This is a genomic window from Micromonospora sp. WMMD736, assembly GCF_049179015.1.
In the GTDB taxonomy this organism is placed as follows: Bacteria; Actinomycetota; Actinomycetes; order Mycobacteriales; family Micromonosporaceae; genus Micromonospora.
The window spans coordinates 5,275,691-5,287,896 of sequence record NZ_JBMHMI010000001.1 but is presented as its reverse complement, the minus strand read 5'-3'; the positions used below and the strand labels follow the sequence as shown (position 1 = coordinate 5,287,896).

Annotated in this window: 14 protein-coding genes; 6 read left to right on the top strand and 8 right to left on the bottom strand. The window is 72.3% G+C overall.

What is annotated here, in order from left to right:
• Nucleotides 1–75 precede the first annotated feature (75 nt).
• Nucleotides 76–1,995: an ABC transporter ATP-binding protein gene (locus ACN269_RS23850; RefSeq protein WP_421476523.1), complete on the top strand. Its 1,920-nt coding sequence runs from the start codon at nt 76–78 to the stop codon at nt 1,993–1,995.
• A 5-nt stretch (nt 1,996–2,000) separates the two neighbouring features.
• Here the strand turns inward: ACN269_RS23850 and thrS are convergent, their stop codons facing one another.
• Nucleotides 2,001–3,215 (bottom strand): threonine--tRNA ligase, encoded by a 1,215-nt coding sequence (gene thrS / locus ACN269_RS23845; protein WP_421474508.1) that lies wholly within the window; start codon nt 3,213–3,215, stop codon nt 2,001–2,003.
• A 506-nt stretch (nt 3,216–3,721) separates the two neighbouring features.
• On the opposite strand from thrS, the gene ACN269_RS23840 reads away from it, so the two are divergent.
• From ACN269_RS23840 to ACN269_RS23825, 4 genes are all read left to right on the top strand, one after another.
• A complete protein-coding gene (locus ACN269_RS23840; protein WP_421474507.1) occupies nt 3,722–4,336 on the top strand; it encodes a DedA family protein in 615 nt (204 codons plus the stop codon).
• A 45-nt stretch (nt 4,337–4,381) separates the two neighbouring features.
• The gene (locus ACN269_RS23835) at nt 4,382–4,750 is read left to right on the top strand and encodes a type II toxin-antitoxin system RelE/ParE family toxin (protein ID WP_421474506.1); all 369 of its coding nucleotides are present in this window, start codon (nt 4,382–4,384) and stop codon (nt 4,748–4,750) included.
• Nucleotides 4,747–5,079: a helix-turn-helix domain-containing protein gene (locus ACN269_RS23830; protein ID WP_421474505.1), complete on the top strand. Its 333-nt coding sequence runs from the start codon at nt 4,747–4,749 to the stop codon at nt 5,077–5,079. The genes ACN269_RS23835 and ACN269_RS23830 overlap by 4 nt, the downstream gene beginning before the upstream one ends.
• 135 nt (nt 5,080–5,214) lie before the next feature.
• Nucleotides 5,215–5,949: a DUF998 domain-containing protein gene (locus tag ACN269_RS23825; RefSeq protein ID WP_421474504.1), complete on the top strand. Its 735-nt coding sequence runs from the start codon at nt 5,215–5,217 to the stop codon at nt 5,947–5,949.
• On the opposite strand, the gene ACN269_RS23820 is transcribed toward ACN269_RS23825, so the two are convergent.
• Nucleotides 5,883–7,286: an NAD(P)H-quinone dehydrogenase gene (locus ACN269_RS23820; protein WP_421474503.1), complete on the bottom strand. Its 1,404-nt coding sequence runs from the start codon at nt 7,284–7,286 to the stop codon at nt 5,883–5,885. The two genes, ACN269_RS23825 and ACN269_RS23820, sit on opposite strands and share 67 nt — an antisense overlap.
• Before the next feature lie 165 nt (nt 7,287–7,451).
• Here ACN269_RS23820 and ACN269_RS23815 point away from each other — a divergent pair, with 165 nt between their 5' ends.
• Complete coding sequence (locus tag ACN269_RS23815; protein ID WP_421474502.1) at nt 7,452–7,907, top strand: gamma-glutamylcyclotransferase; 456 nt, start codon at nt 7,452–7,454, stop codon at nt 7,905–7,907.
• A 72-nt stretch (nt 7,908–7,979) separates the two neighbouring features.
• Here ACN269_RS23815 and ACN269_RS23810 read toward each other — a convergent pair whose 3' ends face one another.
• From ACN269_RS23810 to ACN269_RS23785, 6 genes are all read right to left on the bottom strand, one after another.
• Nucleotides 7,980–8,939, bottom strand: coding sequence for a GNAT family N-acetyltransferase (locus ACN269_RS23810; protein WP_421474501.1), 960 nt, complete (start codon nt 8,937–8,939; stop codon nt 7,980–7,982).
• A gap of 77 nt (nt 8,940–9,016) precedes the next feature.
• A complete protein-coding gene (locus ACN269_RS23805; RefSeq protein ID WP_421474500.1) occupies nt 9,017–9,427 on the bottom strand; it encodes a type II toxin-antitoxin system VapC family toxin in 411 nt (136 codons plus the stop codon).
• A complete protein-coding gene (locus ACN269_RS23800; protein ID WP_421474499.1) occupies nt 9,424–9,702 on the bottom strand; it encodes a type II toxin-antitoxin system Phd/YefM family antitoxin in 279 nt (92 codons plus the stop codon). The genes ACN269_RS23805 and ACN269_RS23800 overlap by 4 nt, the downstream gene beginning before the upstream one ends.
• 62 nt (nt 9,703–9,764) lie before the next feature.
• Nucleotides 9,765–10,499: an SCO6745 family protein gene (locus ACN269_RS23795; RefSeq protein ID WP_421474498.1), complete on the bottom strand. Its 735-nt coding sequence runs from the start codon at nt 10,497–10,499 to the stop codon at nt 9,765–9,767.
• Between the two features lie 76 nt (nt 10,500–10,575).
• Nucleotides 10,576–11,547: a hypothetical protein gene (locus ACN269_RS23790; RefSeq protein ID WP_421474497.1), complete on the bottom strand. Its 972-nt coding sequence runs from the start codon at nt 11,545–11,547 to the stop codon at nt 10,576–10,578.
• Nucleotides 11,548–11,551: 4 nt separating this feature from the next.
• Entirely contained in the window at nt 11,552–12,184 is a 633-nt protein-coding gene (locus ACN269_RS23785) for an MBL fold metallo-hydrolase (protein ID WP_421474496.1), read from the bottom strand.
• Nucleotides 12,185–12,206: the final 22 nt, after the last annotated feature.

Sequence of the window (12,206 nt, the reverse complement as noted above, 5' to 3'; positions counted from 1 at the left end):
GGCGGCGACGGGCGGACGCCGAAGCGGCTGCCGGCGGGCCGGCCGGGCGGCGGACCGCCGTGGATGAGCGCGGGGATGCCCGCCGAGAAGTCGATGAACTTCGGGCCGTCGGCCCGGCGGCTGCTCGGCCGGCTGCGCCCGCACCGGCTGCACCTGGCCGCGATCATCACCCTCGCCGTGGTGAGCGTCGGTTTCAGCGTGGCCGGTCCGAAGATCCTCGGCCACGCCACCGACCTCATCTTCAGCGGGGTGATCGCTCGGCAACTGCCGGCGGGCACCACCGCCGACCAGGCCGTCGCCGCGGCGCGGGCCAGCGGCAACGAGAGCTTCGCCGACATGCTGGCCCGGATGGACGTGGTGCCCGGGGTGGGCATCGACTTCGACGCGCTGGGCCGGGTGCTGCTGTTGGCGCTCGTGCTCTACCTGGCGTCGAGCGTGCTGGCGTGGTGGCAGGGCTGGCTGCTCAACGGGGTGGTCCAGCGCACGGTGCTGCGGCTGCGCGCCGAGGTGGAGGAGAAGCTCAACCGGCTGCCACTGCCCTACTTCGACCGGCAGCCCCGCGGTGAGCTGCTCAGCCGGGTCACCAACGACATCGACAACATCTCCACCAGCCTCCAGCAGACCCTCAGTCAGCTGCTCACCTCGCTGCTGACCGTGGTCGGCGTGCTGGCCGTGATGTTCTGGATCTCGCCGCTGCTGGCCCTGGTGGCACTCGTCGCGGTGCCACTGTCGGTGCTGGTCACCCAGCGCATCGCCAAACGCTCGCAGAAGCAGTTCATCGCGCAGTGGACGCACACCGGCGCGTTGAACGGCCAGATCGAGGAGGCGTACACCGGGCACGAGCTGGTGAAGGTCTTCGGCCGGCAGCGCGAGGTGGAAGCCGCCTTCCACGAGAAGAACGAGGAGCTGTTCCGGGCCAGCTTCGGCGCGCAGTTCATCTCCGGGATCATCATGCCGTCGATGATGTTCATCGGGAACCTGAGCTACGTGGCGATCGCCGTGGTCGGCGGTCTGCGGGTGGCCTCCGGGGCGATGAGCCTCGGTGACGTGCAGGCCTTCATCCAGTACTCCCGCCAGTTCACCCAGCCGCTCACCCAGCTCGCCTCGATGGCCAACCTGCTCCAGTCCGGGGTGGCGTCGGCCGAGCGGGTCTTCGCCGTGCTCGACGCCGACGAGCAGAGCCCCGACCCGGTCCAGCCGGCCCGGATCGCCGACCCGCACGGCCGGGTCGAGTTCGAGCACGTCTCGTTCCGGTACGCGCCGGACAAGCCGCTGATCGACGACCTCTCGCTGGTCGCCGAGCCGGGGCACACCGTGGCGATCGTCGGCCCGACCGGCGCCGGCAAGACCACCCTGGTCAACCTGATCATGCGCTTCTACGAGCTGGACGCCGGACGGATCACGCTCGACGGGGTGGACATCACCACGCTGCGCCGCGACGACCTGCGGGGCCGGATCGGCATGGTGCTCCAGGACACCTGGCTGTTCGGCGGCACCATCCGGGACAACATCGCGTACGGCCGGCCCGACGCCACCGAGGAGGAGATCGTCGCCGCGGCCCGGGCCACCTTCGTGGACCGGTTCGTGCGCAGCCTGCCCGACGGCTACAACACCGTGATCGACGAGGAGGGGAGCAACGTCAGCGCCGGCGAGAAGCAGCTCATCACCATCGCCCGGGCGTTCCTCGCCGAACCGTCGCTGCTCATCCTGGACGAGGCCACCAGCTCGGTGGACACCCGTACCGAGGTGCTGCTCCAGCGGGCGATGGCGGCGCTGCGCTCGGACCGGACGAGCTTCGTCATCGCACACCGGCTCTCCACCATCCGGGACGCCGACCTGATCCTGATGATGGAGGACGGTCGCATCGTCGAGCAGGGCACCCACGAGCAACTGCTCGCCGCCCACGGCGCGTACCACCGGCTGTACCGCTCACAGTTCACGCAGGCGGTGGTCGACGAGGAACCGGCCACCGCCGCGCAACCGGCGTCGGTCTAGCGATGTCAGCCCGGGAGCAGCGCCGCCGAGCGGGCCGCGACCTGCCCGCCGATCAGGGCGATCGCGGCGCCGGTCGGCATCGGGGCCAGGGCGCGGCCGTCGCGCAGCCGGAGGGCGAGCGCGCCGGCCGCGACCTCCCGGGCACCCAACACCCCGAGGTACGGGACGCGGCGGCGGGCCGCGTCCCGGACCCGGGCGCCCAGCGAGCCGGCGGTGTCGACCTCGACCCGCAGCCCGGCGTCGAGGGCCCGCCGGGCCAGGTCGGCCGCCGCGTCGGCCTGCCCGTCGTCCACCGGCAGCAGCACCAACTGGACGGGCGCGTACCAGGCCGGGAACGCGCCCTCGTGCGCCTCGATCAGGTACGCGAACAGTCGCTCCATGCTGCCGACCAGGCTGCGGTGCAGCAGCACCGGCCGACGCCGGCTGCCGTCCGAGTCGGTGTACGACAGGTCGAACCGCTCCGGCTTGTCGAAGTCCACCTGGACGGTGGAGATGGTCGACTCCCGCCCCGCCGCGTCGACGATCTGGATGTCGATCTTCGGGCCGTAGAAGGCGGCCTCACCCGGCGCCTCGACGTACTCCTCCCCGGCCAGCGCGCCGCGCAGCAGGTCCTCGGCGTGTGCCCACTGCGCGTCGTCGCCGACGTACTTCCCGCCCGGCCCGCGCAGCGACAGCCGGAGCCCCGCCGGGCGTACGCCGAGCGCGGCGTGCGCGGTGCGGATCAGCCCGAGGATCTCGCCGACCTCCGCGCCGACCTGCTCGGGAGCGCAGAAGATGTGCGCGTCGTTGAGGGAGATGGCGCGAACCCGGGACAGCCCGCCGAGCACCCCGGAACGCTCCGAGCGGTACATCCCGCCCAGTTCCGCGACCCGCAGCGGCAGCTCCCGGTAGGAGCGGCCCCGGGCGCGGAACACCAACGCATGGTGCGGGCAGAGCGCCGGTCGGAGAACGAACTCGTCGTCGGCGCTCAGCCGCAGCGGCGGGAACATGTCGTCGGCGAAGTAGCCGAGATGGCCGGAGAGTTCGAAGAGTTCCCGCTTACCCAGCGGCGGCGAGTAGACGTGCTGGTGTCCGCAGCGGCGCTCCAACTCCCGGACGTACTCCTCGACGGCGTGCCGGGCGGCGGCGCCCGCCGGCAACCAGATGGGCAGGCCGGCGCCGGTCAGCGGGTCGGAGACGAACAGGTCCAGCTCGCGGCCGAGCCTACGGTGGTCGATCATGTCGGGCTCCTGGATCGGGTACGACCCGGAGGCGACCTGGACACCGAACGCCGAACGGCCCCCGGGGGCGGATCGCCCCGGGCCTGGTCGACGGTGGTTACGTCAGCGCGGCACGCCGGGGACACCCGGCGTCGTCGTCATCACTACCGCCCTGCGCATGCCGCGACGCTACCCGCGGGGTGCTCGGGGACGCACCCGGATTTACGGCGGCGGGAAAAGGGGCGGGCCGCCGGCGCGGGACCCGCCGGCGGCCCTGGGCGGCCCGCATCGTCAGGAACGGGGGACCCGGCGTGCTGGGCCGCGCCGACCACGGTACGCCGAGGCACGCCTATCCGGCGACCACCTCGGGCCGCACTGGAACCGTCACCAGCGGGAGGCTTGCCTCGTTGGGACAGGGTGGCCCTGTGGTGTCCGCAATCACGACACAGCAGGCCCGTCCACGGTGACGCCGGCCATGCCGTCAGGCTCAAGACACCCAATCGGCCGCATCCGGCGAGGTGGCAGGCGTGCCCGAACTACTGACTGACGTCGCGTCGCCGACGTGGGCGTACCTGGTGCTGCTCGGGCTCCTCGTCGCCGACGCCTTCGTACCCGTCATCCCCACCCAGATCGTCATGATCACCAGTGGCGCGCTGACCGTCTACGGCGGTCTCAGCCTGCCGGTCACCATCGCTGTCGGCGCGCTCGGCGTGTTCGCCGGTGACCTCGCCTGCTATCTGCTCGGCCGTCTCGCCCCGGACCGGCGGGCACCCCGGCACGCGGAACTCAGCCGCGCCCGCCGCGTCGCCACCCGGGTCACCCAGGGTCTCCGACAACCCGGGCCACTGGTCATCCTGCTCTGCCGGTTCGTGCCGGGCGGACGGATGGCGGCCTGCTTCTCGGCCGGCCGCAGTCGCTACCCGTACCGGCTGTTCGCGCTCTACGAGACGATCGCCGCGCTGGGCTGGGCCAGCTACGGCGCGCTGATCGGGCACCTGGGCGGCGCCGCGCTCACCGAGTCGGCCTGGCGGTTGGCCGTCATCGCCGCCGCCGCGGCGGCCGGGTTCGCGGCGGCCGGATGGGCGATGACGGTGGTCAGCGCCCGCCACGCCCGCGCGGCCGCCGAAGTCCCCGTGGACTGAATGTCACCCAGCCCTGCGGGTATAAGGTTGACTTATATTGACGATATGTGGGAGGTCAAACTTCACCCCGAGGTTGAGAAGTGGTTCCTCCACCTCTGCGAGACGGCACCGGCCAGCGCCGACCTCGTCAGCGAGGCCATCGACCTCCTCGCCGAACACGGTCCCGCTCTCGGCCGCCCTTTGGTCGACCGCCTCAAGGGCAGCATCTTCCACCACATGAAGGAGTTGCGACCCGGCTCGGCCGGCTCCACGGAGATCCGCATGATCTTCGCTTTCGATCCCGTCCGGGAAGCAGTCTTCCTGGTCGCTGGAGACAAATCGGATCAGTGGCAGAGTTGGTACAGGACGGCGGTCTCTCTCGCGGACGACCGATTCCAGGAGCACCTCTCGAGGCTGAAGGAAGCGCAGAGATGACCGACGGAGTGGACTGGCGGGACGTTCGGGCCAAGGCCCGAGAACTCGATCCGTCCTGGGAGCACCCAGACCGGATCGCCCGACGAGCGCAGCACCGCGAGCAGATGTTGGCGCTGGTCAGCGGCGCGCAACTGGCGGAGATCCGCAAGCACCTGGGGATGACCCAGGCTCAACTGGCCGAGGCCGCAGGGTTGAGCCAGGCCAGGATCAGTCAGATCGAGAACGGCGAACACACCAGTCTGGACACCCTTCGCGCCTACGTCACCGGCCTGGGCGGCCACCTCGACGTCGTCGCTCGCATCGGGAACATCCACCTCAACGTCGCCTAGGGCACCCGGGCCAATCCCGACCAGCTGTCCCGCCACGGCACGGTGGGGAGGAGCGGCCTCTAGGGGTGGGTTTTGGGGGCCGGGTCGGTGGCGGTCCCGGATCTGGCTGGGGTGTCAACGGCGACAGGCTGAGGCATGCCTGGAACCCGGAGCACCAACCTGCTGACCCTCGGCGGGATCGCCGTGGCGGCGCTGCTCACCGTGATCGGCCACCTGGAAGTCAACGACGACCTCAACCCGTGGGCGCTGACCATCAGCGACTTCGCCGTCTCCGACCGGGGCGGCGTCATCGACGTCGCCATGGTGGTGCTGGCGCTCGCCACGGTGGCCCTGCTGTGCGGGCTGCGCCGTACCGGCCCGCCTCCCGGACGGGCGGTGGAGCTGCTGCTCGGCGCCTGGGTGGTGGGGCTGCTGCTGGCCGCCGTCGTGCCGACGAACGAGCCGGGCACCGCCATGACCGCGTCCGCCTACGTGCACCGGTACGCGTCGGTGGTGGCCTTCCTGGCTCTCCCGATCGGCGGTTGGCTGCTCGCCCGGCGTCCCGACCTGACGTCCGCCGCCGGGACGCTACGCGCCCTGGTCGTGCTGAGCCTGGCCCTGTCAGCGGCGATGGTCTGGTCCGCCTATCCCGGCGACCGGCTGCTGATCGGCCTGGCCGAACGCCTCCTGATCCTCACCGAGGTAGCGGTCCTGGCAACGGTGGCGGTCCGGCGCGTACCCGTCGATCATGAAGTTGTGCTGCCACACGAAGGGGGTGTGGCGGCACAGAACGGCCACCACAAGCCCATGATCGACGAGAACGGCTACTCGAGTTCGTGCAGCATGAGCTGGCGGGCCGACTCGGTGATGGAGCCGGAGAGGCTGGGGTAGATGGTGATCGTCTGAGCCAGCTCGTTGACCGTCAGATTGTTCTCCACGGCCATGGTGATGGGCAGGATCAGCTCGCTGGCCTTCGGTGCGACCACCACGCCGCCGATCACCTGGCCGCTGGCGGGCCGGCAGAACAACTTCACGAAGCCGTCGGAGAGGTCGTCCATCTTGGCGCGGGCGTTGCCGGACAGCGGCAGCATCACCTGCCGGGCCGGCACCTTGCCCGCGTCGACCTCGTCCTGCGAGACGCCGACGGTGGCCAACTCGGGGTCGGTGAAGACGTTCGCGGCCACGGTCCGCAGCCGCAGCGGGCGGACGGCCTCGCCGAGGGCGTGCCACATGGCGATCCGACCCTGCATGGCGGCCACGCTAGCCAGCAGCAGGACCCCGGTGCAGTCACCGGCGGCGTAGATGCCGGGCACGTTCGTCCGGGAGACCCGGTCGACCGTGACGTACCCGCCCCGGCCCAGCTCCACGCCGTACTCGGCCAGACCCAGCTCGGCGGTGTTCGGGATCGAGCCGACCGCGATGAGGGCGTGCGAACCGGTGACCCGGCGCCCGTCGGAGAGCTCCACCTCGACCCCGTCGGCGGTACGCCGCACCGCGTCGGCCCGGGAGTTGTTGAGGATGTTCATCCCCCGGTTGCGGAACACCCGCTCGATGGCCGACGCCGCGTCGGCGTCCTCGTGCGGCATCACCCGGTCGCGGCTGGAGACGAGGGTGACCTCCACCCCCATCGCGAGGTACGCGCTGGCGAACTCGGCGCCGGTCACGCCCGAGCCGACCACGATCAGGTGCTCCGGCAGCTCCGACAGGTCGTACACCTGACGCCAGGTCAGGATGCGCTCGCCATCGGGTACGGCGGTGGGCAGCTGCCGGGGCGTCGAGCCGGTGGCCACCAGCACGGTGGACGCGTCGATCGGGTACTCCTCGCCACCGTCGGCGGGCGTGACGAGGACCCGGTGGGTGTGCCCGAGCGCGTCCTCGCCGAGGCGGGCGGTGCCGGCCACGAAGGTGACACCCGCCTTGAGCAGCTTGGCGTGGATGTCGGCGGACTGCGCCAGCGCCAGCCGCTTCACCCGCGCGTGCACGGCCTGCGCGTCGACGGTGACCGCCTCCAGGCCGTCCGAGTGCACCCCGAACTCCTCGGTGTCCCGGTAGCCGGTGACCACCTGGGAGCTGGCGATGAAGGTCTTCGACGGGACGCAGTCGGAGAGCACGCAGGCCCCGCCCGCGCCGTCGGCCTCGACCACGGTGACATCGGCGTCCAGTTGGGCGGCGACCAGTGCCGCCTCGTACCCGGCCGGCCCACCGCCGATGATCACGATCCGGCTCACAGCGCCATCCTTTCGCTCGCTGCTGCGGGGCTCCGCTGCGCTGCACTCCTCGCGCTCACCACGTTCGCCCTTCGTTGATGCTCACAGTGACTTTCTTCTCCCGAGCGCATCCGACACGCACAGTCGTATTCTCCCCCACCCGTCCGCCGGGCTATCGTCATCGCCGTGGGTCATCACGCCGCCTACGGCTCAAACCTCGATCCGTCCCGGATGCGGGCCTACTGCCCGCACTCCCCGATGGTGGGCACCGGCTGGCTGGAAGGGTGGCGGCTGACCTTCGCCGGGGAGGACGTGGTCGGCTGGGAGGGTGCGGTGAGCACCGTCGTCGAGTCTCCCGGCGACCGGGTGTTCGTGGCGATCTACGACATCCACCCGTACGACGCGGCCCAGCTCGACGAGATCGAGGGCGTGACCGCCGGCACCTACCGCAAGCTGCACGTACGGATCTCCACCCTCGACGGCGACGTCACGGCGTGGATCTACGTGTTCGACGGGTACGAGGGTGGCCTGCCGACGTCGTGGTACCTGTCCGAGATCGCGAACGCCGCCGAGAAGGCGGGCGCGCCGGACGACTACGTCACCGAGCTGCGGTCCCGCCCCACCGGCACCGCGTCCCCGTAGCGCGTATCCCACGCCCCCAGTCTGCTACCGGCACCGACCCGGACGCCCGTCGGGCCCGGCCGGGGTCGCCAATCACACACCGGCGGCCGGGACGACCCGCTCGTACATGTCGGTCCACTCCGTCTCCCGCAGGCCCACCGAGCGGTAGAGCGACAGCGGGGCCGTCGGGTTGGTGAGGTCCACGCCGAGGCCGGCGAACTGCCGGCCCTTGTCGGCGTAGCGGGCGAACGCGCGGCGCAGCAGCGCCGCACCGACACCCCGGCGACGGTACGCGGGCAGCACCGACAGGCTCTTCACCCAGCCCTCCTGCCGGTCCAACGCCTGGTCCGAGGACTGCAACGCGCCGGCGAGCACCCCGTCGACCTCGGCGACGAACCACTCGTCCCAGGCGGTGACATCGCCGATGCGGGCCCGCCACCGCTCGTACGACAGCGGCTCGTGGTCCGGGGTGTCACCGAAGGCGATGTCGTGGATCCGGTGGAACTCCCGCAGCTCGGCCTCGTCGTCCGCGCGAACCGGCCGCACCGTGACACCGGTCGGCGTGGCCGGCTCGGCGGGCAGGTCGGCCAACGGACAACGCATCCGGACGTACCGCTTGGCCAGGGTGAAACCGGCGGCCCGCAGGTCCCGGTCCCAGTCGCGTTCCGGGGCGAACACCGCGCAGCGGGCGGTGAGCGCGGGCAGTCCCCGCTCCGCGGCGCGCTCGGCGACCCGGTCGAGCTGGCGGGCGAGCAGCGGCGCACGGAGCGTGGCGGCCCGCTCGGGGTCGACGTAGACCTCCACGAACTCCCGGCCGGTCCCCGTCGGGTTGTCCACCGTCGCCCAGCCGACGACGGTGCCGTCCGGGTCGAGCGCCAGCCAGGAGTCCCGGCTCGGGTCGAAGTAGGGCGCGCTCAGCGCCTCCTCGACGTCCTCGGCGTCGAAGTCGGGGTAGCCGATGGCGAAGGTGTCGGCCGCGTGCACCACCGCGAGGATCGCCGGCACGTCGTCGAGGGTGGGCCGGCGCGCGGTCCAGCCGGCGGGAAGCGTCACGGCAGGAGATCCTGGCAGCCGACGGCCGAGAGCGCCGCCCATTTTCCGCCGGGCGGGCGGATGTACCGACCCGTGGGTCAGTTCTGGCCGGGGCTCGCGACGGGCAACCCCGCTTCCTTGGCGCATTCGAGCAGTCGGCGATCGTAGGTGACGAAGGCGACGAGTGCGGTGCCGGACTCGTTGGTCAGGAGCTGGGCGGTGGCCAGGTGGATGGCATCGAGACTGCGGAGCATCGGTTCGGCGAACGCGGCCGCGGTGGCGCGGATCGTAGCGTCGATCTCCAAGCGAAAGAGCCGTCCGACGGCCGCGGGCACTCCGATCAACGCTTGCGGAGCGGATCGGCGCAGGGCCCTGGGCACCTCCACCTCGACGAGGGCGGAGGACACCAACGGCACGTCGGGGTGGCTGTTGAGCCAGGCGACGAGGTCGGCGCTGCACGCCTCCTGCCTGACCAGCTTCACGACGGCGGCGGAATCGAGATAGATCACCAGCGCTCCTCGTCCCGCAGCGCGGTGAGCGTGGCCGCCACGTCGACTTCCTCGTCGCCCAGCTTCGGTGGGAGTGGCACCGGCCCGCCGCCGGTGGGGGCGACGGCCCGACCGGACGCCACCAGCTTGGCCAGCATCGACCTGTCGTCGCTCACGGGCACGAGTCGGGCTACCGGGCGACCGCGATCGGTGATCTCGACCGTCTCGCCGCCACTCACCCGCGCCAGCACCTGACTCGTGTTCTGGTTGAGCTCCCGGACACCGATGCGCTCCATAAACGAATTGTAGAACCAGATGTTCTACACTGCCACCTCTTCCGGTCCGTCGCTCGGGCCGTTCAGGTGCGGGCGGTGTGGGTGTGGTGCAGCAACTCCACCAGCTCGGCGCCGTCGGCGGGGCCGAGCGCCACGAACGCGGGCGCGGCCAGCCGGTTGGTCACCGCCTCCGCCCACAGCCGCCGACGCACCAACGGCCCCACCGCCGGGTACGGCGGCGGCCAGCCGCACGCCACCGCGCCGGCCTCGCCCTCCGGCCCGGCCAGCACCGCCTCCAGCGGGGTCATGCCGGCGGCCCGTACCGCCAGCAGGTAGGCGCCCGTGAAGTGTTCCCGCAGCAGTCGCAGCCCGGCGGCGCTGCGGGCCCCCGGCGAGTGATCCGGCAGCGGCATGGTCCGCCATGCGGCGAAGAGCGGCATGCCGCTGCTGTCGGCGGCGGCGACCGCCCGCTCGACGAGGTCGGCAAGGCGCTCGATCCCGGGCAGCACCCCCAGCATCTCCGTCCCCCACCGGCAGCACTCGGCGAGACTCGCGGCGGCCACCTCGACCGGCGGCAGGACCCGGGCGGCGGCGTCCCAGCCGTCGGCGACGGCGTCCGGCGCGACGAAGCCGATCGCCGCGGCGGCCGTCTCCGCGCGTACGTCGCCGAGCGCCCCGGCCCGACCGCTGATGTAGAAGGCCCAGCCGGAGATGCCGAGTAGCCGAGCCCGACGCAGCGTGCTCGGGCACCTGCTGAACCCGTCGCCGAGGTCGAGGACGGCGGGTTTGCTGGCGGCCGCGAGCTGCTCTGGCGTCATCCGGACGCCCTCGGCGAGCGCCGCTCGGGGGCACCCGGCCACCGACGGCCCACCCACTCGTCGTCGTCCATCGATGTCAGTCTGCCGCCCCACCGCCCGCGTCCGCATCCCCCTCTTCGGCCACCAACGCCTCGACGGCCGCCTCGACCTCGCCCGCCCGGCGGCGGGCCACGGTCACCGCCCGTTCGGCCGCGCGCCGGGCCAGCTTGGCCCGGCTCAGGTCCTGCTCCGCCACCGCGCGCCGACGTTCCAACTCGGCCAGCTCCGTCTCGATCCCATCGAGTACGGCGACACCGTCGCGCTCCTGCCCGGCCGCCTCGGCCAGCTCGTCCTCGGCCCGCTGCTGGTCGGCGCGGGCACGGTCCAACTCGCGGTCCAGTGCCCGACGGCGGCGGGCCCGCTCGGCCCGGGCCGCCCGCTGCGCCGCCCGTTCGGCCTGCGCGGCGCGTTCCCCGGCCCGGTCGGTACGGCGGGTCGGCTCCGGGCTCTCCCGCTGGGTGCCCGGGCGTCGGGCCGGAGGCTCCTCCTCGTCGCCGGTGACCAGTCGCAACTGCGGTCGGGGCACCTCACCGAAACCGGCGTAGGTGGCCGAGCGGAGCAGACGCCCCGCGCGTACCTGCTCGGCGACGTCGGCGTCGGACAGCGCGGCGTTCAGGGTCGCCTCCACCTCGGCGAGCGGCAGCCGGCCGGCCGGTGGCGCCTCGGGCTCCCGCGCGGCGAGCGTGCGGACCTCGGCGACCAGGGCCGCGACCACCGCACGGCGCTGGGCCGACAACTCCCGCAGTCGGGGGCCACGCAGCTCCCGCTGGGCCGCCCGTAGCGCGTCGGCGAGACCTACCAGGTCGGCCACCAGCTCGGGTCGTTCGATGGCGAGCAGGTTGACCAGCCAGGCGGCGACGGTGGGGCGGCGCAGCCGGGCCAGTTGCCGGGCGGTGGTCGCGTCCCCGGCTCGCCGGGCCTCGGCCACCGCGGCGTCCCGGGCGGCCACGAAGCGGTCCGGTGGGGTGCGGTAGAGCTGCCGCACCAGCTCCACGGAGGGGCCGGGCATCGCGTCAGACGTCGACCCGGGTACCGGGCTCCAGACGCTGGTACTCGGTGCCGGACAGGGCCGCGTACTGCCGGTTGAGCACGCCCAGCCCGTTGTGGTTGAGCAGGGCGTCGTGCAGGGCGTACGCGCGGCGCGGGGCGACCGCCCGGATGAAGTCGAGCACCTCGGAGAACTTCGACCAGGGTGCGTGGATCGGCGCGAGGAGCGTGTCGACCGGCGTCTCCTGCGGTACGACGAGCGAGTCACCGGGGTGGTAGACCTCGTCGTTGATGAGGTAACCGATGTTGTCGATCACCGGGATGTCCGGGTGGATGACCGCGTGCCGCCCCCCGTAGGCGCGGACCGCGACCCCGGCGGCGGTGAACGACTCGCCGGGCTCGACGGGGCACAGCGCCTCGGCCGCGTCACCCAGGGCGTCGGCGAGCGAGGCGGGGCCGTAGATCGGGAATGGCCGCCGGTCGAGCTGGAGGCGCACCGCGGCCGGATCGAGGTGGTCCGGATGCTCGTGGGTGACGAGCACCGCGTCCGCGCCGTCGAGCGCCGTCGCGGGATCGCTGAACACTCCGGGATCGACCACGAGCACTCCGCCGTCGTGTTCCACCCGGATACAGGAGTGGGCGTACTTGGTGAGCCGCATCGTGACTCCTCGACTATCGAAT